Origin of the sequence: Terriglobus albidus, from assembly GCF_025685425.1 — a bacterium.
Taxonomy (GTDB): domain Bacteria; phylum Acidobacteriota; class Terriglobia; order Terriglobales; family Acidobacteriaceae; genus Terriglobus; species Terriglobus albidus.
Window position 1 is genome coordinate 35,283 of sequence record NZ_JAGTAS010000049.1, and the last position, 22,027, is coordinate 57,309.

At 58.2% G+C, this 22,027-nt stretch carries 18 protein-coding genes; 6 read left to right on the forward strand and 12 right to left on the reverse strand.

Annotated elements, in window-relative coordinates:
- Positions 1-22 precede the first annotated feature (22 nt).
- From OHL21_RS09005 to OHL21_RS09015, 3 genes are read right to left on the reverse strand one after another with little or no spacing between them, the layout of a single operon-like run.
- Entirely contained in the window at positions 23-1,633 is a 1,611-nt protein-coding gene (locus OHL21_RS09005; RefSeq protein ID WP_263416928.1) for an FAD-dependent oxidoreductase, read from the reverse strand.
- Between the two features lie 41 nt (positions 1,634-1,674).
- Positions 1,675-3,870, reverse strand: a complete 2,196-nt coding sequence (locus tag OHL21_RS09010) for an FAD-dependent oxidoreductase (protein ID WP_263416929.1) — start codon at positions 3,868-3,870, stop codon at positions 1,675-1,677.
- Positions 3,871-3,926: 56 nt separating this feature from the next.
- Positions 3,927-7,397, reverse strand: a complete 3,471-nt coding sequence (locus tag OHL21_RS09015) for a TonB-dependent receptor (RefSeq protein WP_263416930.1) — start codon at positions 7,395-7,397, stop codon at positions 3,927-3,929.
- A 141-nt stretch (positions 7,398-7,538) separates the two neighbouring features.
- On the opposite strand from OHL21_RS09015, the gene OHL21_RS09020 reads away from it, so the two are divergent.
- Positions 7,539-8,855 carry a hypothetical protein gene (locus OHL21_RS09020; RefSeq protein WP_263416931.1) on the forward strand — a complete coding sequence of 439 codons (1,317 nt, stop codon included), beginning with the start codon at positions 7,539-7,541 and terminating at the stop codon, positions 8,853-8,855.
- A 307-nt stretch (positions 8,856-9,162) separates the two neighbouring features.
- On the forward strand, positions 9,163-10,290 hold the full coding sequence (locus OHL21_RS09025; RefSeq protein WP_263416932.1) for an alpha/beta hydrolase: 1,128 nt from the start codon (positions 9,163-9,165) through the stop codon (positions 10,288-10,290).
- A gap of 77 nt (positions 10,291-10,367) precedes the next feature.
- Here OHL21_RS09025 and OHL21_RS09030 read toward each other — a convergent pair whose 3' ends face one another.
- From OHL21_RS09030 to OHL21_RS09045, 4 genes are all read right to left on the reverse strand, one after another.
- Positions 10,368-11,330 carry a M20/M25/M40 family metallo-hydrolase gene (locus OHL21_RS09030; RefSeq protein ID WP_263416933.1) on the reverse strand — a complete coding sequence of 321 codons (963 nt, stop codon included), beginning with the start codon at positions 11,328-11,330 and terminating at the stop codon, positions 10,368-10,370.
- Positions 11,331-11,391: 61 nt separating this feature from the next.
- Positions 11,392-12,114, reverse strand: a complete 723-nt coding sequence (trhO, locus tag OHL21_RS09035) for an oxygen-dependent tRNA uridine(34) hydroxylase TrhO (protein ID WP_263416934.1) — start codon at positions 12,112-12,114, stop codon at positions 11,392-11,394.
- A 292-nt stretch (positions 12,115-12,406) separates the two neighbouring features.
- Positions 12,407-13,387 carry a hypothetical protein gene (locus tag OHL21_RS09040; protein WP_263416935.1) on the reverse strand — a complete coding sequence of 327 codons (981 nt, stop codon included), beginning with the start codon at positions 13,385-13,387 and terminating at the stop codon, positions 12,407-12,409.
- Positions 13,388-13,643: 256 nt separating this feature from the next.
- On the reverse strand, positions 13,644-15,086 hold the full coding sequence (locus tag OHL21_RS09045) for a serine hydrolase (RefSeq protein ID WP_263416936.1): 1,443 nt from the start codon (positions 15,084-15,086) through the stop codon (positions 13,644-13,646).
- Between the two features lie 165 nt (positions 15,087-15,251).
- Between OHL21_RS09045 and OHL21_RS09050 the strand changes: the two genes are divergently transcribed.
- A complete protein-coding gene (locus OHL21_RS09050; protein WP_263416937.1) occupies positions 15,252-16,736 on the forward strand; it encodes a serine hydrolase in 1,485 nt (494 codons plus the stop codon).
- A 409-nt stretch (positions 16,737-17,145) separates the two neighbouring features.
- Here OHL21_RS09050 and OHL21_RS09055 read toward each other — a convergent pair whose 3' ends face one another.
- The gene (locus tag OHL21_RS09055; RefSeq protein ID WP_263416938.1) at positions 17,146-17,409 is read right to left on the reverse strand and encodes a helix-turn-helix domain-containing protein; all 264 of its coding nucleotides are present in this window, start codon (positions 17,407-17,409) and stop codon (positions 17,146-17,148) included.
- A 22-nt stretch (positions 17,410-17,431) separates the two neighbouring features.
- Positions 17,432-17,959, reverse strand: a complete 528-nt coding sequence (locus tag OHL21_RS09060; RefSeq protein ID WP_263416939.1) for a DUF2975 domain-containing protein — start codon at positions 17,957-17,959, stop codon at positions 17,432-17,434.
- Between the two features lie 511 nt (positions 17,960-18,470).
- On the opposite strand from OHL21_RS09060, the gene OHL21_RS09065 reads away from it, so the two are divergent.
- The 3 genes from OHL21_RS09065 to OHL21_RS09075 are packed head-to-tail and all read left to right on the forward strand — an operon-like array spanning position 18,471 to position 19,839.
- Positions 18,471-19,001 (forward strand): inorganic diphosphatase, encoded by a 531-nt coding sequence (locus tag OHL21_RS09065; RefSeq protein WP_263417069.1) that lies wholly within the window; start codon positions 18,471-18,473, stop codon positions 18,999-19,001.
- Between the two features lie 14 nt (positions 19,002-19,015).
- Entirely contained in the window at positions 19,016-19,360 is a 345-nt protein-coding gene (locus OHL21_RS09070; RefSeq protein WP_263416940.1) for a DUF3147 family protein, read from the forward strand.
- 2 nt (positions 19,361-19,362) lie between these two features.
- Positions 19,363-19,839: a DUF3147 family protein gene (locus tag OHL21_RS09075; protein WP_263416941.1), complete on the forward strand. Its 477-nt coding sequence runs from the start codon at positions 19,363-19,365 to the stop codon at positions 19,837-19,839.
- A gap of 93 nt (positions 19,840-19,932) precedes the next feature.
- On the opposite strand, the gene accD is transcribed toward OHL21_RS09075, so the two are convergent.
- From accD to OHL21_RS09090, 3 genes are read right to left on the reverse strand one after another with little or no spacing between them, the layout of a single operon-like run.
- Positions 19,933-20,778, reverse strand: coding sequence for an acetyl-CoA carboxylase, carboxyltransferase subunit beta (accD, locus tag OHL21_RS09080; protein WP_263416942.1), 846 nt, complete (start codon positions 20,776-20,778; stop codon positions 19,933-19,935).
- Positions 20,779-20,803: 25 nt separating this feature from the next.
- On the reverse strand, positions 20,804-21,556 hold the full coding sequence (locus tag OHL21_RS09085) for a hypothetical protein (RefSeq protein ID WP_263416943.1): 753 nt from the start codon (positions 21,554-21,556) through the stop codon (positions 20,804-20,806).
- Positions 21,553-21,894 (reverse strand): PadR family transcriptional regulator, encoded by a 342-nt coding sequence (locus OHL21_RS09090; RefSeq protein ID WP_263416944.1) that lies wholly within the window; start codon positions 21,892-21,894, stop codon positions 21,553-21,555. The genes OHL21_RS09085 and OHL21_RS09090 overlap by 4 nt, the downstream gene beginning before the upstream one ends.
- Positions 21,895-22,027 lie beyond the last annotated feature (133 nt).

Here is a 22,027-nt window from a genome sequence, read left to right on the forward strand (position 1 = left end):
GATGGCGATCTCCTTTGAGGCACTACTGGTTCAACACGTCTTTGAACTGTGTGAGATCAACCTCGAGGATGGCGTTACCGGAGCGCAGGCTCTCCTGCAATGCCTTGATATCGACAGCCTGCACGGCAACCTTATTCTTCACGGCGAGCGCAGCACCGGCACCGGCAGCCTGACCCAGAATCATGTACTGCGGCTCCATGCGCAGCGTGGAGTATGCGGCGTGGCTGGTAGACGGACAAACCGTGACCAGCAGATTGGTGAGCTCCGACGCTTTGGGAAGCAGAATGCGATACGGCATCTGGTAGGGGACGTGCTTCATCCGTACCTGTTCCGTGCGCTGCGGAACACCTTCGGTAGCGACCTCACCTTTCTCATCCGCGAACATCTGTACCGGATGCACATCCAGGCCATAGCTGCCCAGTCCGACCGAGTCTGGCTTGGTGAGATTGTCTACAACATCCTGCTGCCGCATCACGTAATCGCCGATCAGGCGGCGAGCCTCCCGCACATAGACCTCATACGGCCAGTTATTATGGTCGACAAACTCGTCTTTCGCCAGCCCCCACTCATTCACCGCGTTCTGAATTGCCTTTGGCACGCGAGGATCGTTCGCCATGAACCACAGCATGCCCGCGACAAAGTCAAAGTGCTGCTGCCATATGCGTTCACGCTCGGCATAGTTCGCGTCGGGATAGTTCCAGCTTCCGGCGACGAAGTCGGCGTAGTTCAGGTCGGCCTTGTCGCTGGCGATCGCGAGGGCAGGCCAGAAGCCTTTAACTAGCCGCTCATCGGAATCATGGCTTGTCGCAAGCAGCATGCGATTCAGCAGTACATCGTAGAGATGCGGGTTGTAATGGGTTGGCTTGGGATAGGGGAGCTGGTTCTTTTTGTCGTGAGAGAGAACGACGCGGAAGTTGTAGGCCTGTGTCTTGTTATCACCGTCGCCGACGTTGCCTTCGCGGTGAGGCATCACACCTGCGAGCAGCTTACCTCCGGCGTCGTACGCCTTGATGTGTTCGGAGTGAGCATCACGCACACCAGCGGAGTATTCGCCGTACTGCTTCTGCGACTCGCGGCCGACAATGTAGGAGGCTCCGGCAAAGGCCATGAGGTCGCCCTCATAGGTGGCATCGATGAAGACCTTGCCGCGAAAGGTCTTGCCATCTTCAGTATTGATGGCAACGATCTGCTTGCCTTCTTTCCTGACGCCGCCGTGTTCTTTCAGCCTGCAGCCGGCTGCGACAACGATCTTCGCTTCTTTGAGCATGTCGTTGAAGATCTGCTCGGCGATGTGCGGCTCAGTATTCCACATGCTGGCATGGGTGAGATGGTGCTGCTGGTAGTAGGCGTCGCCACGTTGCCAGAACTCATACGGAATGCCGCCGATGACGCTGGGGCGACCGACGTCGGTACGGAAGAGCCCGTTCGTCACCATGCCGCCGAGATGAGGATTGGCCGAGACCAGCGCAACCTTTGACGCTCCGTTGCGTGAGGCGCTGACCGCGGCGATGATGCCGGAGGCAGAGCCGCCATAGACCACAACGTCGTACACATCCTTCTCCGCAGCCATTAGGGGACGCGGAGTCAACAGCAGAGAGAGAAGCAGCAACAAGAGAATTCGAGTGGGTCGCATAGTTTCCTTTTGCAGTAATCGAGTGGATCTCATTCGCTGGGTTATTCACCGATCCATAGCCAGCGGATTGCTTCGATAGCGACGTCGCCGTCAGTGCCGGCGTTGCCAACGGTCACGGAGGGCGATTCCCCAGGAGCGATGTGGAAGTCGGCGAGAGGAACGAAGGCGAATGGGGTGTCCTTTACCTTCTCGTTGAGGTGGAGCGTACGTGTCCCTTGATTTGTGGTCACCGTAATCGGAACATTCGTCGCTCGGCGGATGCTCTTGGGATAAGCAATCGCGAGGCGATAGGTTCCAGGCCGGGACAGCCTGGTTTCAAATCGAACTGACTTCTTGCCCTTGTCGTTGTTTAGATCGTGCCAGGCAACGAGATCCCGTTCATCCAGACCAGCGATGGCAGTCTTATCCCAGAGGCCATGTTCCTGCGCCTGCTCGTAGCTCAAGGTGACATCAGGTGTTCCGTCCGCCGCTGTTCCAATGGTGCGCTTGGCAATGAGCGAAGAGTTTCCGTCGGAATCCACCACGGTGAGGCTGACCGTACACGGCTTGCTCGAGGTGAAGGTCCACTTCGGCGAGGCATTTGTGCTCTGCACACTGCCAGATCCGTCGAAGTTCCAAAAGTACTGCGTAAGTGGTGATCGCACTTCCAATGTCTTTACATGGAACTGGACTGCTGCTCCCGGCGCGGCCGGACCGTCAGCTTCAATGGCGACACGCGGACGGAACATGGGCTCGAGCGGGACCTTCTGCTCACCGAGCCGCCTGCGTAACTCGTCGGTCGAGATTGCCTGGACTGCAAGATTCTTCTCGATCGCCATGGATGCCGCCAGCCCCGCTGCCTGGCCAAGCTCCATGAAGACCGGCTCCATGCGGATGGTGCAATACGCGATATGCGTTGCAGAGAGATCGACGGGAACGAGAAGATTGTCGGGACTGATCGGCGTAATGGAGCGATAAGGGATGCTGTAGGGATCGGTCCATCCGGCGATGTTGCCGCCCTCCTGGATAAGGCCTTTGTCCGTAAGGATGGTTTGCACCGGATGCGAGTCGATGACGTAGCTGCCGATGGCGATACCGTCGGGCTTGATGCGATCGTGCTGCACATCGTTCTGCGTCATCAGGTAGCGGCCGATCATCCGCCTGGCTTCCCGCACATAGAGCTGCGACGAGACGTTACCCGTATCGGTGAACTCGTCTCTTGGCAGGCCCCATTCTCGCGCTGTCTGCTTGAACTCATCGCTCAGCGATGGATCGTTCTGCAGCATGTACCAGAAGGTCAGCCAGAGATCGCGGGTGTGCTCGTATACGGCACGGCGCGTTACCCAGTCTGCCTCGACATAGTTGAGATTTCCATCGACATCGTCTGCCTTGTTCGGATCGGACTTTCCATTCACTGGTCCCCACTCGGGAACGTCAGGGAAGAGCTGCTGGAAGGTGTGAATGTTCTTCTGGTGGATGTGTGCGAGAAAGTCCGCAAACGCCTCCGGTGTGTAGTGCTGCGGCTTCGGAAACGGAATCCGCAGATCAGGGCGATTCGTAATCGTGGAACGAATGCTGTAGGCCTGCAGACGTTGGTCGCCTTTCCCGAGTAGCTCGCGCGGACCCCGGTTCATACCCGCCAACGATTCGTTATACTCCGCCGCGCCCTCACGCCCCACACGATAGGGCACATGTGCCGCCGCCATCAGATCGCCCTCATACGAGGTATCGATGAAGACCTTGCCGGCAATCTGCTGCGTGCTCTTGTCCGGTGCCTGCACCGTGATCGACTGCAGATGGTTTGGGCCGAGGGATGCCGAAGTGAGCTGCCGGTCTTTGAGGACCGTGACCTTTGCCTCAGAGAGCATCTCTGCGAAGACCTGTTCGGCGACATGGGGCTCAAAGAAGATGCCGCCCTTGGTAGCGCGAGCCTGTTCGGAGTCTTTGCCGAAGGCGTGCTCATAGTTAGCCAGCACCCTGGAGAAGAACTCAGCGGGCAAGCCACCGATGGTCTCCCGCCTTCCGATGTCGGTCTTGGTCAGGCCTCCGGCGACGATACCTCCGATGTGCGCCGATGGCTCGACAAGAACGACATGCCTGCCTTCGCGTGCGGCTGCCACCGCAGCAGTAATGCCGGCCGGAGTGGCGCCATAGATCACTACATCCGTCTGTGAGGGTTGTGCGATGCTCACCTGCTGCATGGCGAAGGTCGCGATCGCACAGCTCAACATGCCTATCCGGATACGCTTGAATCTCATCAGTCCTCTGCTTGTTTTTGAAGTCAATGGGTTCGTGGTTGCTGTTGGAGCGAGGATCAGAACTTCACCTTCACGGCGAACTGGAAGGCGCGCGGGCGGTTTGCCTGCGTGGTCACGGTACCGAAGTTGGCCGACGTAGGCGTTCCGTTCGGAGCTGACATCTGCGGATGGTTGAGGAAGTTGTAGGACTCCGCACGCAACTGCGTCGTAATGGTGTGGTCATGCCAGCTTGCGGCGATGTTCTTTACCAGGACGAAGTCAACGTTCTGCAGCATGTCGCTACGCACGTGCGGAATCTGCCGGCCCATATTTCCGAAGGAATAAGAGCCTGCACTGGTGATGACGCTGGTATCGAACCACTGCTGTGGCGTCGGATTGTCGAGGTGCGGATTAGCTCCCGGAGCAAGCACCGCCGGACGGGCGATGTTCACCGGGAAGCCGGACTGCAGACGGATGATGGTGTTGGCATCCCAGCCGCCAAGCGCGGTCTCCATCAGGCGATTCATGCCGTGGGCAAAGCGTCTTCCACGACCGAAGGGAAGCTGCCCGAGGAAGCTGATGATGGCCTGATGCGTAGCATCCTGGTCGGAGAGTGCATACTCTCCGGCGCGGTTGTAGGAGTCCAGCGGAACACCGAGGTTATCCATCGATTTCGCATAGGTGTAGGCAGCATTCACGCTGAGCGCCTTCGAGAAACGCTTGGTCACCTGCACCGTTCCCGCGTTGTAGTTGGTCTTTCCTGCGGGCTCGTAGACCTGCACCACTCCACCGTCACCGACATACTGCGGATAGGGCAGCAGCGACTGGCGGAGGGTGATGGTCTTCTGCCCGGGCGCCGACTGGTTGGCGAGCACGCCATAGAACGGATTGGGTACCGTAGTTGTCGTGAGCTTCGAACCGAGGCTCAGATATTGGTTCGGCAGCTGGTTCAGGTTCTTCGAGGTGGCGATGTGCGTCCCCAGGTTTCCCCAGTAGTGCGTGTCGAGCACGAATCCGAAGGGAAGCTGCTTCTGGAAGTCGAGACTGAACATCTGCACGTAGCCGGAGGTGTAGTGATAGAGCGGGATGCTGATGGTGGAGCCTGCGCCGGTATTTGGATCGCGGTTATTGCTGGGCAGCGTCGCTCCCTGCGGGAAGGGATCAGTCAGTGAGTTTGTTGGGATCACACTGTCGATCGGCATCAATGTATCGACAGTTGTGCCAATGGCTCCTGCACCGCTGGCCTGCACGGACTTAGGCAGGAAGAAGATGCCGTAGCCTCCGCGCAGCACTGCCTGATGCGGCAACTGATAGGCGAAGCCAAAGCGCGGATTGAAGTTGGTCCACTTGGTCTCCTGCTGATCTTTCGAGTGACCGCTGCCTGCCCATACGGCGACACCGGTGAGGTTTGGCAGATGAGCGGGACCGGCGAGAGGACTGGGAGCTGTGGGATCAAACCATGCAACGCGGTTGTACTTCTCGCGGTTGCCGCGGCTGAGGTCCCAGCGCAGACCGAAGTTCAGCGTAAGGTGTGACGTCGCGCGAAAGTCATCCTGCACGAAGAGAGCGGAGTACAGGCCTCCCGTGGAGATGGCCGCGACCTTGCGGATGTAGCTTCCAGCGGCGCCGGTTGTCGAACTCACACCCGACGGAATGCCAAGCAGGAAGCTGGCCAGATCATTACCCTGCGTCTTACTGGTAGCTGCGGTTGGGTTCTGCTGCGTGAAAGTGTGATCGAACTTCAGGGTGCCGGAGGAGTTCGCGTTCTGATACTCGTTGAAGTTGAGGATCCAGTACTCCGCGCCGAACTTCCAGGAGTGGCGTCCGCGTGTATAAGTCAGCAGGCCGGTGGTGACGTAGTTGTTTCTGGGCTGATGCTGCTGGCCCACGGAGCTCTTCTGCGTGAGCGCACGGTAATCCGTCATCGAGATGATCGGAAGCTGCGGGGCAGCGGTAGAGGCAAAGGTAGAGGAAAAGCCCAGACCGGCAAGATCAACCGTAGGCAGACCGCCTGCCTGATTCGCCAGGCCGCGGGTGAATGAGGTCTGGATATTGGCGAAAAGATTCTGCGTGATGACGCGAGAGAGGCCGACGACGATCTGCGCATAGTGATCGTCGGTTACGGTGCCGGCGATGGCAGGCGGCATGGCTCCGGGGACGATGCGCGCATCGGTCTGCCGTGAGAAGCGGCCAAAGACCGTTGTCTTCTCTCCGGGATGCAGATCCGTCCGGAGGTCGTACTTGTTGGTATTGGTGACCGAGTTGTCGGTGTAGATGAAGTTGTTGACGTTGGTGACGGCATTGCCCGCCTGGTTCGGCAGCGGGTACGACTTCAGGATGTTCAGTGCCAACGGATTGATGCGGTTGGAGGGAATGATGTTCCCCTTGAACGCCGTGCGTCGTCCAGTAGTGGCGTTATAAGTTGCCGGGTCATAGATGGTTACCTGCACCGGAGCACTCGCAGCCGAAGCCTGGTAGTAGGTCGAGGAGAAGTCGCCGGAGCGCTGTGCCTGTGTTGGCACGCTGGAGAGAGTGCTGACCGGAAGCTGCTGCCGCAGGGCCTCGAAGTCGCCGAAGATGAACCAGCGGTCGCGAAGGATGGGAAAGCCGACCACGCCGCCGGTCTGACGGCGATGATAGTTGGGCACATTGCCGGTTGCGAAGTAGTTGCTGGCGTCCATCGAGCTGTCGCGCTCGAAGTCATAGACACTGCCATGGATGTCATTCGTTCCGGATTTGGTAAGCACGTTGACGATGCCGCCTGAGGTGCGGCCGAACTGTGCGTCATAGCTGGTGGCCTGAACCTTGAACTCCTGCACGGCGTCGACCGGCGGGCTGATGACGGCACGGCTGACGTCGCCGGTGGTGTTGGGCGCTCCGTCGAGCATGATGGCCTGCGAGCCGCTGCGGCCTCCGCCGACGTTGAAGTCGGAGCGGAAGTAGTTACGGCCGATGTTGCCGCCGCCACCGTCACTGAAGTTCGATCCGAGCACGGTGCCGGGTGTCAGTGCGATAAGCCCGAGCGAATCGCGCAGGTTGAGCGGAAGCTCCTCGATCTCGCGCTGAGTCACGACCTGGCCGAGCGATGCGTTGGCGGTCTCGACACCAGTCGACATGCTGGTGACGGTGACGATCTCCTTCACCTCGCCCACCTCCAGCGTGATGTCGAGCTGCAGTACCTGGTCGACCAGAAGGGTGACGTTCTCCTGTTGGAAGGCGCGGAAGCCGGGCATGGTGCACGAGATGCGGTAGGTGGATGGCTGGAGCGACGGGAACCGGTAGACACCCTGTTCGTCGGACTTGGAGCTGATCGAAGTTCCCCGAGCCGTATCGGTCGCCACCAGGACGGCGTTGGGAACGATGGCTCCGGCGGTGTCCTTCACCAGGCCGGTGACCTGGGAGGTGTAGCTCTGCGCCTCGGCTGTCTTCGGCATGAGGATGAAGACCGTCAGCAAGGCGAGCAGGAAGATGAGAGAACGACCGGTTGCGGACAGAGACCAGGAGACCGGGAAAACGAATTTTTTTGAAAACTGTGTATGGACGAACAAGTTGCAGGCCCTCCGTTGAGACGTCGGCAAGGTTCGATCCCGAGGCTGCAAATTGTCGAGTTGCGAGGGGTTATGTTACGATGTAACGTCCTTTTTTCAATAACCTACAAGGATTTGTAGGTTTCGCGGAAGGCGCGCGGCATGACGACATCGTCTCTTCTTTCGGGTGCAGCGGAGAGCGCTGAGGGTGCTGTAGAGCTTCGCGGACCTCTGGCCAGCCGCCTGCTGGAGAAGTCCCCGGCGATGAAGCGCCTGCTGGTCTATCTGTGGGAGCACCGGACAGAAGAGCTGAACGAATACGCCATCGCCACTGAGGCACTGGACCGCAGATCGGACTTCGATCCACGAACGGACGCGGCGGTCCGGGTGCAGATAGCGCGCCTCCGCCAGAAGCTGAAAGGGTTCTACGACGACGAAGGCGCCCAGGACCCGTGGCGGCTCTCCATTCCTCTGGGCTCTTACCAGCTGCAGGCGGAACCCGTCTCCAAAGATGGTGTGGCACCTGATCTTCTGGTGCAGGTGAACCCGCCGCCGCTCGCTGCTCCGGTTGTGCCCGCGATAGTTCCGGAGCCCGCGGTCGCAAAACCGCCAGCGACTCGATACCTCTGGTTCTGTGTTGCGGCTCTGGGAACGCTCGCGCTTGGATGGCTGCTTGGTTCACGGTGGGAACGCCGAAGTCAGAACCTGGCGGCGGAGTCCTCTTCTGCGGCGGTCTCCCCCTTCTGGGCAAATCTACTGAAGGGTGGACGGCCAACACAGATCGTCTTTCCGAACCCGGTCTTCTTTACCTGGGTCGACAAGAACGGCGACACGCTGGTGGTGCGCGACCCGGCGGTGAACTCGTATCACGATCTCGAACGGTCACCCTCGTTGTCTGGGCTGGAAGGACAGCGTGGGAAGCCAATCCTGGCGCAGGACTACACGGTCGCGTCGGACACACGGGCTGTCTTTCGGTTGGCTCAGTATCTGCAGCCGCTGGGGACAAAGATCAGCCCGTCGAGCAGTACTGAGCTCTCACCGGAGTCGGCTGATAGCGCCAACCTGATCCTGCTGGGTACCGTGGGAACGCTGGCCCCGTATCAGGCGTATCTGGACAAGCTCCACTTCCGGATTCCGGAGCATAAGCAGTTCATTGAAGACGCGACGCCCGGTCTGAAGGCGCCGGTGCACTTCGAGACGGTGCGTGAGTCACCGACGAGGATCGTGGCTCCGGGAATCGTTGCTCTGCTGCCGGGCCACTCCTCCGATAGCTTCGTCCTGGTGCTCGCCGGGTATCACACGAACGCGCTGATCTCGTACCTGACCTCGGTTAACGGCCTCGCCGACCTGCAGAAGGCTCGGGCTGCGCATGGCAATCCGGAGTTCTTCGATGCGGTGGTGCTCTCTGAGGTGAACGGAACCACACCGCTGCGAAGCTGGGTTGCAGCCCTCAGGCCGTTGGCTAAAGAGCCTCGATAGCGCGCCGTTCCGATGAACGGCGATCGCACTCGATCATTACTCGCTTCTTGAACTTATCTCAGATTGCTCGTCAGGTCATTGAGGGATGCACCAAATACCTGCAGAGTTATAGAGCGGGCCTTCAGCCCTTTGGCTTTCAATGTGCCTGAGACCTGGGGCGTTGCCCCAGGCTGGTATAGAACGCGCCTTCAGCGCTCTCCTGCCAAAGCATCCTTGCAGTAGGAATTACCATGCTTTCAGCAGGCCTAGCATCGAATTTATCGATACATGCTAGCGGGATATACTTCGCGGCGAGGTGAAAGCTGCGATGCGTCTGTCTCTCTACCGTCTCTCCTGTGTAGTCCTTCTGCTGGCAACCTATGCGGGAGCGCCTGCACAGACTGCGGCGCCGGCCACGACACCTGCCCGGCAGCCGGCGCCGACACGCGATCCGCGCACCCCTGGCTACGTCGAGGCAAAAGATTTGCCCGACGGACAGCTTCCTCCTGCGGACCAGGATGGCAACTTCATTCTCGGACCGACACATCAGCCGGCTCCGGAAGCCGTCGCTCACGAAGGAATACCGCATGGCGACGTCGGCGAGTTTGTACTGAGCTCTGCCGACAGCAAGATCTATCCGGGCATCGCGCGCGAACCGAACACCTTCGGAACTCCTGATCAGAACGATCCGGCAAAGCTGATCGTCACCACCAGCCATCCGGCGCCCTATACGCGCAAGGTCACGGTCTATGTGCCGAAGCAGTATGTTGCGGGAACAGTTGCACCCTTCATCGTCGGCGCGGATGGGCCTGACACGTTGCTCTTCACCGTGCTCGATTCACTCATCGCGGCGCATAAGGTGCCGCCGATGATTGCCATCTCCATCTCGAACGGCAGCGGAGATGCTCAGGGAAGCGAACGTGGCCTTGAGTACGACACCATGTCGGGACGCTATGCGGAGTTCGTTGAGCAGGAGGTCCTGCCAAAGGTGGAGTCACAGTTCCATGTAAAGCTGACGCGCGACCCCGAGGGCCGCGCCACCATGGGTGGAAGCTCCGGTGGCTCATGCGCGTTGATCATGGCCTGGTATCACCCGGAGCTCTACCATCGCGTACTGACCTACTCCGGCACTTACGTGAACCAGCAGTGGCCGAGTGATCCAAAGACCGCGCATGGAGCGTGGGAGTTCCATGAACATCTGATTCCGCAGTCTGCGCGGAAGCCGATACGTCTATGGATGGAAGTAGGCGACCGTGACCTTTTGAATCCGAATGTCATGCGCGACAACATGCACGACTGGGTCGTAGCCAATGAGAATATGGCCCGAGTGTTGAAGGCGAAGGGATACCACTATCAATTCGTCTTCGCACGGAACGCCGGCCATACGGATCGGACTGTGAAACAGCAGACGTTGCCGGAGGCGCTGGAGTATCTGTGGAAGGAGTATAAGTACTGAGTTAAAAGTTAAAAGTTGTAAGTTAAAGCGTTAATGCATGGGTTAGATCGAGAAACATTGCCCTCCTTACGCTGCAGTCACTTAAGGCGGGTAACGAATCTGGGACGCGATGAGGTAAGCAGCTTTCCGATCACGCTTTCCATCAGATTTGCGACCTCAACCATTCCTGGTGCATTGATCTTGTCGGCGGTATCGCCGGGCGTATGACGATCGTCATGCGATCCGCTACAGATATAGAGAAACGGCACCCCCGCGGCGGCGAACGGCCCATGATCGCTATCGTCGGGATAGTCATCGCCGCCGCGCATCATACTCAGGTGCGAGGCTGTCGCTGCCTGATCGAGGATGGCGTCGAATGTGTCCCCGGATTTGTTGCCCGCTATCCCGATGATGTTCTCGCGCACCCGGCCGACCATATCGAGATTGATCATTGTCGCGGTATCCGCCAGCGTCGCGAAAGGATGCGCAACGTAGTACTTACTGCCAAGCTCGCCTTCCTCTTCTCCTGAGAAGGCGATAAAGACGATGCGCTTATGAACACCAGCACCGGAAGCCGCGAAGTGCCGTGCGAGCTCCAGCAGCAGGGCGACACCCGACGCATTATCGTCCGCACCGGGATGCAGAGCATGTTTCTGCTCCCCTTTTGCAAGCGAGAAGGCCGGCCCCGAGCCGAGATGATCGTAGTGCGCTCCGATGACGATGGTCTCCCGCACGGACGAGTCTGCAGGTTGCAGGACGCCGACAACGTTCTGCAGCGAGATCTCTTTCCCTGTTGATTTGTCAGGCGTGTAAGGGAATTTCTGGAAGAAGCTGCCGTCTGCCGCGCCGCTCTTAAGCCCGGCAGAGCGGAACGCATTGCGGATCAATTCTGCCGAACGCTGAAGGCCTTCGGTACCGACACCGCGACCCTGCATCGACGGTGCGCTCAGGGTCTCAATGGTCTGCTTCAACCGTGCAGCCGCATCGGTGTTGTTTTGTGAAAAGACCGGATTCGCTGCGAATGTGCAGAGCAAGATGCATAGAGATCGGCGCATCGTCATTGCCCAAATCTACATGGAGTATTCGCCGATCCCATTGAAAAAGTGAACCTGTCTTGCCCTTTTATTGAAAGTCTTCCCGGCCGACCGTCATGCGCTTATCGAAGATGTAGCACTGCCCCTGCCACTTGCTCTGCTCCTCCGGCACCTGTTCCAGGTAACGCAGGATGCCGCCACGCAGGTGATAGACCTCTTCAAAGCCTTCCTGGAGCATGAAGGCGGAGGCCTTCTCGCAACGGATACCGCCGGTGCAGAACATCGCCACCTTGCGATGCTTTGCCGGATCGAGGTTCTGGCGGACATACGTCGCGAACTCGGAGAAGCTGGCCGTCTGCGGCAATACGGCTCCTTCAAAGGTACCGACCTCTGTCTCGTAACTGTTGCGGGTGTCGAGGACCAACACGTCGTGTTGCGCGATCAGTTCATTCCAGTCTTCAGGCCTGACGTAGGTACCGGGCTGGTTTGGATCAACGTCCTGACGGAAGGTGATGATCTCGCGCTTGACGGCAAAACGCAGTTTGCGGAAGGGCTCTGTTTCCGAAGTGGTGAATTTCACCTCGGCGCGGTCGAGACCGACCTTCTCGGTGAAGATCGCCAAAAGCCGATCGATGGTTTCGGCAGAGCCGGCCATTGTGCCATTGATGCCCTCTGTGGCGATCAATGACGTGCCGCGCAGGTCCGAGTCCTGGAAAAGGTTACGTAACTCTGCCGCGAGAGCCTGGGGCTCTGCGATCGACAGGAAGCGGTAGAAAGCTGCGATGGTGTATTTCACGCTTCTGTTAATCATAAGTGGTGGTTTGTCCAAGGGCAGGAAAAACAGAAGATGCGCCGGCTAGTCGCGGGGCCGTCACAGCCGGGTGGGAGCAGCGGGCTTCCGCCCGCTGATTCAAGTTATAAAACGTCGGGCTTTAGCCCTGGGCCTCCGCTCGCTATTTAGAGAAGGCCCAGGGCTAAAGCCTACGGCTCCGCCCGTTCGAGCTTCGCTCGAATGCCCACATAACCTTCGCGTATGTCGGGCACCCGGGGTATGGGCTATTCCTAAGTCGCGACACACCTGGGGTCTTCGGCAGGCGTAGGCCTCAATGCGACAGAGACCCCGCCACAAGCGCAACAATAATGACGACGGCAATTACTCCGCCTCCTGCGGCAATCGCTGCAAACGCTCGATTCGCGAGGCGAGGCCGGTCATGCTCAACGAGGACGTGGCGTACGCCACAAGCTCCATGCACCGCGAGCGCCAGAACACCGAGGAAGTAATACGGCACCAGGCGAACACTCCATGGGTCCTTAAGCAGGTTATCGGCCGTCAGCCAGACCCAGTTGGTATCGATATGGCGGAGATATCTGGCCCGCATCACTGCACTGACGTGTGATGCGAAGAAGAGCAGGAGGTACATTCCGGAGGCGTTCTGTACCGTGCCGATCCAGCCGGAGAATGGCCTGCGCATCCTGTAGGCGAGAAGCACCCAGCCGGTTGCAACCTGAAAGAGAACGCAGGCCAGCAACACGCTCTCTACCACTGGTGCGCGGTAGACCACACGCAGATGGCGCATAACAGCGATATGTGTTGATCCACCGAGAACCCCGGTCAGATGGTTGGCGAGGTGAGCGATGGCGAAGACGGTGATCAGCGCCGCGGAGATTCCGTGCGCAACCGCCAGCTTTGCTGGGCGTCCATCCGCATCGTCAGCAGCCGCCGGCCGTTCGATCAGAACCAGTAGCAGGAGAACGCACCAGAGCAGGACCCACACGCCATTGGCGCGATAGGGAATCCATCGCTGCGAATCGAGCCAGCCGCCAAGAAAGCTGTAGAGCGCCGGTGCGCCGATGGCGAAATAAGCAACCTTCGTCGCGCGGCGGTAAGTGTTTGTCTGCGCCAGCCGCGATGCGAGGTAGAAACACGCTGCCGGCGCAAGCAGCGTCAGCAGCAGAGCGAAAGGCGACCACGCCGCGATGGTCCAGACCAGAACCGGATAGAACAGACCAAGAAGGCCGGGAGCGGTCCGCAGACGAAGCGAAAGCTTCACGCTTTGGGCAGATATAGGTGCAGCCGATATCATCGGGAACCGACTCTCCTGTACTTCTAAAGACCGAGGCTACCGTATTGATCGGTACCACGGACAGCTTTGTTGGGAATTATTGCCACTCCCACCCACTTACGTTGCAAGGGCGGGGCACCCCCAAGCTTCGATCCATCCAGTGAGCAGGGCGAACTTCGCATCGTCATCACGGACAATGGGGCCGCCATCCTGATTCCCGAGCAAAGCTCCGCTCTATACAGTTAGGAGAAATGCTCTAGCGATGGCGGATGACGAGCTAGTGGCTGGATGTCTGCCCAAGTTTGTTCAGCATCTGCCGGGCATTATCGGCATGGGCATCGAGCTGGATGGCCTTTTCGTAGTTCGCGATTGCAAGGGGATTATTGCCCGCATCCATGTAAGCTTCGCCCAGGCTGTCATAGCAGTTGCTGGATTGGGGGTGAAGCGCGACGTTGCGCTGGAAGACGGCAATGGCTCCATCGAAGTCTTTCGCGGTGAGGAGACGGTAACCATAGGCGTTCATACTGCCTTCCGTAATGCTTCCATCCTCAAGCGACATAGTGAAGGTCTGCAGGGTATCTGTGACGGAGTGGTGCAGGGAATACTGCATGAAACGCATCGCCGGTGAGTCATAGGTGTCATACTTCACCCATGAGAACGAGGTATGTTCTCCACCAAGAGCCGTCTGGGTAATAACAGGAGCCATCGCGAGACCGTCGCGGCTGTTGGCGAAGTACACAACGGCATCCCGTCGCTTGAGGTCAACCGAAACGTAGGCCTTGAAGACGCCGTTGTCACCGTAGTGCCAGAGATAAGTACCGGAGGAGTTTTTCTCGATCGCCCAACCCAACCCCCAGAAGAGCTTGTCGGAGAGCCTGCCGGGCGCTTGATCGGTACAGATGAAGCATGTGGGATCGACGGCAATCTGCGGTGTCTCCATCTCGCGGAGCGTGGCCGGCTTCAGCCCCTTGCCGCGGAGAATGGCCTCAAGGAAACCCGCATAGTCCTGCGGTGTGGTGATAAGACTGCCGGCGACTCCCGCGACCTTCGCATGGAAGATGGGATAAGGCGCACCTCCACTCTCATATCCAGTGGCAACCAACGGCGCCCACTCTTCATGCCAGACATAGCTGGAGTGCTTCATGCCCAGGTACTGGAAGACCTCTTCCCGCATGACGTCTTCCATCTGCTTGTGCGTAATGGCTTCGATCGCTGCCTGCAGATAGACCATGCCTTCACCGGAGTAGCTGAATCGTTCTCCCGGCGTGAAGTGAATAACCAATGGGCCGTCCTTATCCGGCCTCCAGTTAGGAAAACCGGTGCGATGGCTGAGCACAATGCGGGCGGTGATCTTTTCCAGGCGCGGCTCGTTGGGAATATAGGGCTTCGGAAGATAGTGCGTGAGCGGTGTGTCGAGATCGAGCTTGCCCTGGTCGACCAGACGCAACACCGCGTACGAGAAGACGACTTTACTGAGCGAGCCGACATTGAAGATAGTCTGCTGTGTGACCGGACGGCCCGAAGCCACGTCAGCCATGCCGAAGCTGTGAAGCCACTCGGTCTTGCCGTGTCGCACCAGCGCGATGGAGACACCGGGAATACCGGCCGCCTGCATCCACTGCGGAATCCCTTGTTCCAGTTGCGGGATAGCTGGATCCTTGGCTTGCGGAAAGAGGAAGACGGGCGACAGCAGCAGTAAGAGGACCGCTAGCTTCTTCATCGAAGCCTCCGATGGAAGGAGGATATACGAAGATTTACGTAGAAATCAACGAATAGATTCGTACATCTCTAAGTTCGCCGAGAAGTGAGCAGAGCTTTTCCACCCTGCGCTGCTCATAGGGCTGCTGAACGGAACCAACCTACGAATTAATGCGTAGATGCACTTATGAAACTTCCTCGCATATTCGCTCTTTGGCTGCTTGCCGTTTGCTCTGCCTTTCTGACTGGCCAGGTTTCCGCACCCGCATTCGATGTTTCTACCGTTGATGCAGATGTTGCGCACGCGATGCGGGTGTTTCATGCTCCCGGTGTGGCTGTTGGCATTCTTGTCGACGGCAAGGTTGTGCTGGCAAAAGGCTATGGAGTCCGCCGCGTGGGCTCGCCGGAGGCGGTTGGTGCCGACACGCTGTTCGATATCGGTTCGGTCACGAAGTCGTTTACCGGAATGGCCGTAGCGGCGATGGTCGATGACGGGAAGCTGGATTTTGATACGCCCGTAGTTCAATATCTACCCGGCTTTCGCCTCTACGATCCGATTGCGACGCAGTTGATTACGCCGCGGGATCTTCTGGGACATCGGTCCGGACTTTCACGCTACGACTTCATCCGCTACAGCACTCATCTCACGCCCGATGAGCTTATCCAGCGTTTGCGCTACCTGGAACCGAACCATACTTTTCGCGAGACCTTCCAGTACAACAACCTGATGTATGTCGTGGCGGGCGACCTTGCCGGCTATGCGAACGGTACGAGTTGGGAACAGCTCTTTCACGACCGCATCTTTGTGCCTCTGGGCATGATGCACTCCAATACTTCAGCACGCGAGATACAGCAGAGTCCGGACTTCGCCGCGCCGCATGAGATCACGAAAGATGTAGCCGCACCGATTCCGTTCTACGACTATCAAGCCTTCGGCATCGGTCCAAACGGAGCCGTGAACTCGTCGATCAGCGATATGTTGAAGTACCTTGCCTTCCACATGGGCGACGGTACGGTGGACGGCAAGGTGGTGCTTTCGCCAAAGCAGTTTGCGCAGATTCACCGGGCCATCTCTGCCGACGGCGACCTCAGCTATGCGATGGGCTGGATCATCGAACACCGCGCCGGATATCGTCTGCTGCTACACGACGGCTCTATTAATGGATTTACGACGATGGTGGCTCTGATTCCAGAAAAGCACACCGCCATCGTGGTGTTGAATAACGCCGAAACAGCGCTGCCCAAAGCAGTGACGGAGAACTTTCTCAGTCGCTATCTCAACCTCCCATTTCACGATCAGATCGATGCCGTCAAGCAGCGCAACGATGCGGCACGGCAAAAGAGCGCCGCTGCCGATGCGGCGTTCGAAGCAGGACGCCTGCCTCACGCACCCGCGACGCTGCCGCTTTCCGCATATGCGGGAGAGTGGTTCCATCCTGCGTTCGGCAAGGTGTCTATGACGGTGGAGGGAGAGGTACTCGATCTTCACTTCGACGCGCTCACACTGCACTTCCATCATTACAACTACGACACCTTCGCCGCGACGGATCCGCTAACGGGGCGACTGGTTGCGAGCTTTCGTCTTGACGCTCAGGGTAAGGTGACAGAGCTTGCGATTCCTTTGGAGCGGACGGTGAAGCCGTTTGTGTTTACTCGGGGAGGAGGTAGATAGTTCTGGCAGGGTTTGAAAGTTGAAGCGTTAAGACGGTGGTTATTGAACAGCTTGCCGCAAGATGAATGGGAACTCCTGAACCAGGGTGTATCGACAAATTCAATTGATCTGATAAAGCATGAGGGACTGGTGGGAGCAGCGGGCTTCAGCCCCGCTGATAAAGGCGTAAAAGTAGACGGGCTTTAGCCCTGGGCCTCCTCTGTTTATAAGTGAAAAGCCCAGGGCTAAAGCCCATTTCTATATTGAGCCGATAGACCGTGGGCTGAAAGCCCACGGCTCCCACCCATTCGAGCTTCGCTCGAACATCCCACCCATCGCGTATCGGGTCCCCGACGAACTTCGTTCGGTGGGCTGAGTTGCGTTGGATAGGGCACCCATAGTATGGCTATCTGGAATTTGTCGATACGCCCTATGGCTCTGCAAGTTCCTCTTCTTCTTCAGACGAGCGGTCTAACTGACTTCCCGGAGATGGCTTTTCAAACGCGAGCAGGTCGCCCGGCTGGCAATCGAGAGCTTCGCAGAGCAGTTCCAGCGTGCTGAACCGGATCGCTTTCGCGCGGCCGGTTTTCAAAACTGACAGATTTTGTGGCGTGATGCCGACCCGTTCGGCCAGGGTGTTCAGCTTCATCTTGCGGCGGGCGAGCATGACATCGACATTCACAACAATAGGCACCGCGAACGCTCCTTCAGTCAGGTCAGATGGTCAGTTCGTTTTCTTCTCGCATCGCCGCAGCCATCTCCATCAGCCACGAGATGACAATGACCGTCGCGCCAATGGCGATGGAGTCCATGCGGAAGTAGAACGAATGGGGAAGATGCCGCTCGGTCAAGGTAAATGCGGCGGCGATCCATACGAGATTGGCCGCTGCCCACAGGAGAGCAGTGACACCCAATTGCCGGATCTCGCTTGCGGATGCGACGGTAAAGATCTTGCCTTCTGCATAGTTTCGGAACAACCGCTCCAGGTGGTACAGCCCCTTGATAGGGACAGCAATTGCGAGCACCGCGACCAGAGCCATAAGGATGCGTTGATACGCCCCAAGTGTGCCTAAGGGAATCGAGATATCGAATGCCCGGACGATGTTGCCCTTTCCAATGCAGATGCCGGCGATACAGACCAGCGTCAACAGGAACATGACCAGCAACGCTGCCTGGCAGATTCGCCTGAGGACTTGGCTGAACGACTGAATTCTATGCAGCTTTTTCTCGAGTTCCGGACGCATACCCAATCCCTCCCTGGCCGACCAAATCATCGCTACAGAAGCAACGATAGGAGCAGGTGTATGCTTTGTCAATATATTTTTATCGTTTTTCGATAATTGTTCACTACGAGAGGATGAGCAGGACACTCGACGGGACTTAGGAGAGAGGAACGGTCACTTGTGGAGAGCGAGTTGTGGGACGATCTCGTATCGCAAATCCCGAATCTGTACGCTTCGGCAGTGAGACGGGGTTTTATCTAAGCTGTCAGGGACACAAGACTTTCACACGTTGAGAGCAGAGCGGAGGATTTGTTCATAGAATGCGCCGATCTCTTCTCCCGCGCTTTCTCGAATGATCCATGCCCCTGCGTAAGTACAACCTTGCGAGATAGTTCCGCAATCTCATGAATCGAATTTTCCTGCCTCGAAAGAGGAAGGAAGGGTCCTTGAAGAAGTTCTAAGGTGTGTCCTGGGACGCGGATGAGGGGACTCATTCGCGTCATTTTTTTGACTCACCAGGAGGAGCTGCGTGATGAAGGTATTGGCTGATCCCAGTGCGCTATCTCCGACGAATGGAGACGACGATGTACTGCAGGTGATTATCGAGACGCCAGCAAAAAGCCGCAATAAGTTTGCTTTCGATCCCGAGCAGGGAATCTTCTCGCTGAAGAAGACTTTGCCGGCGGGCATGGTGTTTCCCTATGACTTCGGCTTTGTACCGAAGACAAAGGGTGACGATGGCGACCCGGTGGACGTTCTTCTGCTGATGGATGAACCGGCACATCCAGGAGTTGCGGTAAAGGCTCGCATACTGGGTGTCATTGAGGGCGAACAGCTCGATGGCAAGAAGAAGATCCGCAATGATCGGCTGGTGGCTGTCGCGATAGCGTCGCAGTCCTATGCGAGCATTCAGAGCGTCGACGACCTGCCAAAAAAGTGGCTGCGGGAGGTCGGGATGTTCTTCGTGAATTACCACAAGCTTGAGGGCAAGGAGTACCGGCTGCTCGGATGCAAGGGGCCGAAGACAGCGAAGCGCCTGGTCACCTCTTCCCAGGCCAAATAGTTGAGGTACGTCGTATGAGCGAGTACCTGATCCGATTTGTGATTGGAGGAGCCGTTGTCACCGCATTTGCAATGATTGGGGACGTTCTGCGGCCAAAGAGTTTTGCCGGCCTGTTCGGAGCGGCTCCCTCGATCGCGCTCGCCACTCTGGGTCTGACGATCAGACATAAGGGACCGCAGGTGGCTTCCATTGAAGGGCGATCGATGATTCTGGGAGCGATCGCTTTTCTTGTCTATGCAGCCGCGGTCAGTTGGATCATGCGCCGCTTCCGTATAAGCGCCTTGATGTCGACGGTGTGTCTGATGCCTTTGTGGTTCCTTGCTGCGTTCTCTCTGGTTGCTCTCTTCGGAGGTTCGTGATCATGGTCGAGGTAAGACTACGAGCCCTCAAAGATGCGAAGCTTCGTGAGTTCCTCCTCCGATTCGGCTTCGGGGGAGCCTGTACAGCACTCGCCGGATTCATCGCCCATCGTTACGGACCCGTGATCGGCGGACTGTTTCTAGCCTTTCCGGCGATCTTTCCGGCAAGTGTGAGCCTGGTGGAGTCGCACGAACGTGCCCGCAAACGCGAGATTGGATTCGATGGCACACAGCGAGGACGGATGGCCGCGGCCATCGATGCCGCCGGAGCAGCCCTGGGATGCGCCGGTCTCGTGCTGTTTGCCGTGGTTGTCTGGAAGCTGCTGCCGCATCTCAATGCCGTGCTTGTCATTGCGCTTGCCTGCTGTGTCTGGCTGGCAACTACCCTGCTGCTATGGGAGGTGCGTAAGCGCCGGTTCTTCGGAAGGTCTAGACGAAGTATGAAAGAGCGGAATACGAATTATCAAAGGTCGGAATGATTGAAGACGTGTCGTGTGAGCAAGGTTCTCACCTGCCCATACAGGACGTCTTCAACTTTCAACGTTTAACTTTCAACCTGCTTTTCTAACGATTCAGGCCGGCTGCATGAAGCTTAGAGCGCGGATGAGGTAGTCCTTCAGCTCGCGGCGAGGAACAACGGCATCGAGGAAGCCGTGCTCCAGCAGGAACTCCGCGCGCTGGAAGCCTTCGGGGAGTTTCTGGCGAATGGTCTGCTCAATGACGCGGGGGCCGGCGAAGCCGATCAGGGCTCCGGGCTCGGAGATATTGAGATCGCCGAGCATGGCGAAGCTGGCAGTAACGCCGCCGGTGGTGGGATCGGTCATCAGGGAGATGAACGGGATCTTCTCGGCGTCGAGACGCGTAAGAGCCGTTGAGACCTTGGCAAGCTGCATCAGGGAGGCGATGCCTTCCATCATGCGCGCTCCGCCGGAGGCCGAGATGATGATGAGCGGCGTCTTCATCTCGTAAGCGCGGTCCACAGCGCGAGCGATGGTCTCACCCACGACCGAGCCCATGGAGCCGCCGATGAAGCCATATTCCATTACGGAAAGGACGACACGGTGCGGCCCCATCTGACCGATGGCATTGATAATGGCATCGTTCAGGTTGGTCTTACGCCGAGCTGCCTGCAAGCGGCTGCTGTAGCTCTTAAGATCGGTGAAGTTCAGCGGGTCGGTGGAGCGCAGATCGAGGTCGACCAGCTGATAGCCGGGCTCAAGCAGCAGATTGATGCGCGAGCGGGCATCGAGGCGGAAGTGCTTGCCGCACTTGGGGCAGACCTGCAGGTTCGCTTCGAGATCGGCCTTCCAGATGATCTGCCGGCAACCTTCGCACTTGATCCACAGACCTTCCGTGCGGACTGTCTTCTCGGTGTCGTCGTTGATGATCTCGTTGTCTTCGCGCTTAAACCAGGACATCCTGTTCGTAACCGCCCTGGTTATTTTACCGGAGCGGAGCGTACGGTGCAGAACGGCGGAAGAAGAGGCCGCCCGCGGCGCAAAGAACAAGGCCCCAGGCGATGGCAAAGGAGAGGCGCAACGCACTTTCCCGGCGCTCAAAGGGAAGCAGGCTTTGGCCGGCAACGATGTAATTGCCGTTGGGAAGTGGACGAACGGTGAGCGCGAGACGGACACGATTCTCCGGCTGCCAGGTGATGACTGTGCGGCCAGTCCGCCGGATACGGGGAAAGATCACGCTGGGCGGATGCGGAAAGGCTCCATGCAGCGTGGCGCTGGCAGCAATCGGTTCGCCGGCAGGGTTGTAGATGGCTGCAAAAGTATGGTCCGAGCGCAGCCAGTCGAGATCGCTGATCTCTTCGCGCGGCTCGAGAATATGTTCGTCCCCTCCCGCTTCCAACGTGACGGCAATGCTCGCTACAGCCTGACGCGGCTTGATATCGGCCTGACGTCGCACAATCTGCTGTGCGCCAACCGCCATCGCCAGCAATACGAACGTGGCAGCTCCAGTGAGCAGGATGGCGTGCAACGGCCGTAACGGTGTCGATACCCGCTCCCACAGCCCGGAACCCAGGCTATCGCGCAGATAGGCGAGGAGGAGCCGGCCGTGTCCAAATTCCCGTTCGCCATAGGCCTGACGCGCGGCATCGAGAAGCTGCTCGCGATACCGCTCGCGAAATGTCTTTGGATAGAGATGCAGGGAAAGAGCGTAGATGCGGAGAAAACGATCGAGCTTCATGCCTTCACCTCGATGGGGCGTATGCCTTTTTCATGAGCCATGGAGACCGAACGCTGCAGCCGCGCCGTCTCTGCTGTAAGCACCCGCTTTCCGAGCGGGGTCACGCGATAGTAGCGGCGGCGCTCATCTTCAGAAAGCCTCGTCTCCACGACCAGGCCGGCGGCCAGCAGGCGGTCGAGCGTTCCATACAGAGTGCCCGGTCCCATGGAGACGTGCTCTCGAGCCTCCTGCATGATGGCATAGCCGTGCTTTTCGCCATCGGCGAGGGCAAGAAGGATGGCAAAGACTGCCGGCGTCAGCGGAAGATGGTCTTCGGGCGAGGTCCTGGCGGTGCTCATGGAAGGCACTTTACATCAGAAACGGATATATCTGCAACGGATATATTGGAATATTTTCCCTGTTGCTGGGTATTCCGGAAGGGGCGTGCAGCGGCGTTTTCATTGCGGAAAACGCCCACAGATGCCGAAACCC

Bases quoted from the DNA above. Each gene is read 5' to 3' on its own strand.
- OHL21_RS09005 (WP_263416928.1), bottom strand. From the start codon at position 1,633: ATGCGACCCACTCGAATTCTCTTGTTGCTGCTTCTCTCTCTGCTGTTG.
- OHL21_RS09010 (WP_263416929.1), bottom strand. From the start codon at position 3,870: ATGAGATTCAAGCGTATCCGGATAGGCATGTTGAGCTGTGCGATCGCG.
- OHL21_RS09020 (WP_263416931.1), top strand. From the start codon at position 7,539: ATGACGACATCGTCTCTTCTTTCGGGTGCAGCGGAGAGCGCTGAGGGT.
- OHL21_RS09025 (WP_263416932.1), top strand. From the start codon at position 9,163: ATGCGTCTGTCTCTCTACCGTCTCTCCTGTGTAGTCCTTCTGCTGGCA.
- OHL21_RS09030 (WP_263416933.1), bottom strand. From the start codon at position 11,330: ATGACGATGCGCCGATCTCTATGCATCTTGCTCTGCACATTCGCAGCG.
- trhO (WP_263416934.1), bottom strand. From the start codon at position 12,114: ATGATTAACAGAAGCGTGAAATACACCATCGCAGCTTTCTACCGCTTC.
- OHL21_RS09040 (WP_263416935.1), bottom strand. From the start codon at position 13,387: ATGATATCGGCTGCACCTATATCTGCCCAAAGCGTGAAGCTTTCGCTT.
- OHL21_RS09045 (WP_263416936.1), bottom strand. From the start codon at position 15,086: ATGAAGAAGCTAGCGGTCCTCTTACTGCTGCTGTCGCCCGTCTTCCTC.
- OHL21_RS09050 (WP_263416937.1), top strand. From the start codon at position 15,252: ATGAAACTTCCTCGCATATTCGCTCTTTGGCTGCTTGCCGTTTGCTCT.
- OHL21_RS09060 (WP_263416939.1), bottom strand. From the start codon at position 17,959: ATGCGTCCGGAACTCGAGAAAAAGCTGCATAGAATTCAGTCGTTCAGC.
- OHL21_RS09065 (WP_263417069.1), top strand. From the start codon at position 18,471: ATGAAGGTATTGGCTGATCCCAGTGCGCTATCTCCGACGAATGGAGAC.
- OHL21_RS09070 (WP_263416940.1), top strand. From the start codon at position 19,016: ATGAGCGAGTACCTGATCCGATTTGTGATTGGAGGAGCCGTTGTCACC.
- OHL21_RS09075 (WP_263416941.1), top strand. From the start codon at position 19,363: ATGGTCGAGGTAAGACTACGAGCCCTCAAAGATGCGAAGCTTCGTGAG.
- accD (WP_263416942.1), bottom strand. From the start codon at position 20,778: ATGTCCTGGTTTAAGCGCGAAGACAACGAGATCATCAACGACGACACC.
- OHL21_RS09085 (WP_263416943.1), bottom strand. From the start codon at position 21,556: ATGAAGCTCGATCGTTTTCTCCGCATCTACGCTCTTTCCCTGCATCTC.
- OHL21_RS09090 (WP_263416944.1), bottom strand. From the start codon at position 21,894: ATGAGCACCGCCAGGACCTCGCCCGAAGACCATCTTCCGCTGACGCCG.